Origin of the sequence: Sphingomonas sp. NPDC019816, from assembly GCF_050274375.1 — a bacterium.
Taxonomy (GTDB): domain Bacteria; phylum Pseudomonadota; class Alphaproteobacteria; order Sphingomonadales; family Sphingomonadaceae; genus Sphingomonas.
The window spans coordinates 1-2,167 of record NZ_JBNNOB010000246.1 but is presented as its reverse complement, the minus strand read 5'-3'; the positions used below and the strand labels follow the sequence as shown (position 1 = coordinate 2,167).

Annotated in this window: 2 protein-coding genes; both read left to right on the top strand. The window is 62.3% G+C overall.

The window, feature by feature from the left end:
- Positions 1 to 263 (top strand): hypothetical protein (locus ACQKJZ_RS19080; protein ID WP_427733255.1); only part of this gene is annotated, 263 nt, incomplete at its 5' end.
- Positions 264 to 349: 86 nt separating this feature from the next.
- The coding region (rpoC, locus tag ACQKJZ_RS19075; protein WP_427733253.1) for a DNA-directed RNA polymerase subunit beta' at positions 350 to 2,167 on the top strand (1,818 nt) is incomplete at its 3' end.

The following is a 2,167-nucleotide window of genomic DNA, read 5'->3' as shown; positions in this document are numbered from 1 at the left end:
GCTTCGGTGAGATGGAAGTGTGGGCGCTGCAGGCGTATGGCGCGGCGTACACGCTCCAGGAAATGCTGACGGTGAAGTCGGACGACGTGGTCGGCCGCACCAAGGTTTACGAAGCGATCGTCAAGGGCGACGACACCTTCGAGGCGGGCATCCCGGAGAGCTTCAACGTGCTGGTCAAGGAAATGCGCTCGCTGGGTCTCAACGTCGACCTCAAGTCGATGGAAGACGCCCAGGACGACGGTCTGGCCGAGGCGGCGGAGTAAGACAGGAGACGCCGGTGGGGCACATGCTCGACCGGCGCCTTGCCTACCTCGCCCGATGAATTTTCCCTCCCTGTGAGGAAAGCGAAATGAACGAACTGACCAACTTCGCCAATCCGGTGGCCAAGCCGGAAACCTTCGACCAGATTCAGATCGGCATCGCGTCGCCCGACAAGATCCGTTCCTGGTCGTTCGGCGAGATCAAGAAGCCCGAGACGATCAACTACCGCACGTTCAAGCCGGAACGTGACGGCCTGTTCTGCGCGCGCATCTTCGGTCCGATCAAGGATTACGAATGCTTGTGCGGCAAGTACAAGCGCATGAAGTACAAGGGCATCGTCTGCGAAAAGTGCGGTGTCGAAGTCACGGTGTCGAAGGTCCGCCGCGAGCGGATGGGCCATATCGAACTGGCCGCGCCGGTCGCGCACATCTGGTTCCTGAAGTCGCTGCCGAGCCGCATCGGCCTGCTGCTCGACATGCAGCTCAAGCAGCTCGAGCGCGTGCTGTACTTCGAAGCCTATATCGTCATCGAGCCGGGCCTGACCCCGCTGGAGAAGTATCAGCTTCTCACCGAGGACGAACTGCTCGACGCGCAGGATGAATATGGCGAGGACGCGTTCTCGGCCGGCATCGGCGCCGAAGCGGTCCGCATCATGCTTGAAAGCCTCGACCTCGAGGGCGAGCGCGTGCAGCTTCTGGAAGAGCTGGCGACGACCAAGTCGGAGCTGAAGCCCAAGAAGATCATCAAGCGCCTGAAGGTCGTCGAAAGCTTCATCGAATCGGGCAACCGTCCCGAATGGATGATCCTGGAAGTGATCCCGGTCATCCCGCCCGAGCTGCGCCCGCTGGTGCCGCTGGACGGCGGTCGTTTCGCGACCTCGGACCTGAACGATCTGTATCGCCGCGTCATCAACCGCAACAACCGTCTGAAGCGCCTGATGGAGCTGCGTGCGCCGGACATCATCGTCCGCAACGAAAAGCGCATGTTGCAGGAAGCGGTCGACGCGCTGTTCGACAACGGCCGCCGTGGCCGCACGATCACCGGCGCCAACAAGCGTCCGCTGAAGTCGCTGTCCGACATGCTGAAGGGCAAGCAGGGCCGCTTCCGTCAGAACCTGCTCGGCAAGCGCGTCGACTATTCGGGTCGTTCGGTCATCGTGACCGGCCCGGAGCTCAAGCTGCACCAGTGCGGCCTGCCGAAGAAGATGGCGCTCGAGCTGTTCAAGCCGTTCATCTATGCCCGTCTGGACGCCAAGGGTCTGTCGATGACCCTGAAGCAGGCCAAGAAGTGGGTCGAGAAGGAGCGCAAGGAAGTCTGGGATATCCTGGACGAGGTGATCCGTGAGCACCCGGTCATGCTGAACCGCGCGCCGACGCTCCACCGTCTGGGCATCCAGGCGTTCGAGCCGGTGCTGATCGAGGGCAAGGCGATCCAGCTTCACCCGCTGGTCTGCTCGGCGTTCAATGCCGACTTCGACGGCGACCAGATGGCCGTGCACGTTCCGCTGTCGCTCGAAGCGCAGCTGGAAGCGCGCGTCCTGATGATGTCGACCAACAACATCCTGTCGCCCGCGAACGGCAAGCCGATCATCGTGCCGTCGCAGGACATGGTGCTGGGCCTCTATTACCTCTCGCTCGAAAAGCAGAAGGAACCGGGCGAGGGCATGATGCTGGCGGACATGGAGGAGGTCCACCAGGCCCTCTTCGCCGGTGCCGTGACGCTCCACACCAAGATCATCAGCCGCGTTCCGCAGACCGATGAGCAGGGCAACCAGTATCTCAAGCGGTTCGAGACGACCCCGGGCCGCATGTTGCTGGGCGAGACGCTGCCGAAGAGCCACAAGGTGCCGTTCGACATCGTCAACCGCGTCCTGACCAAGAAGGACGTCGGCGAGGTGATCGACGAG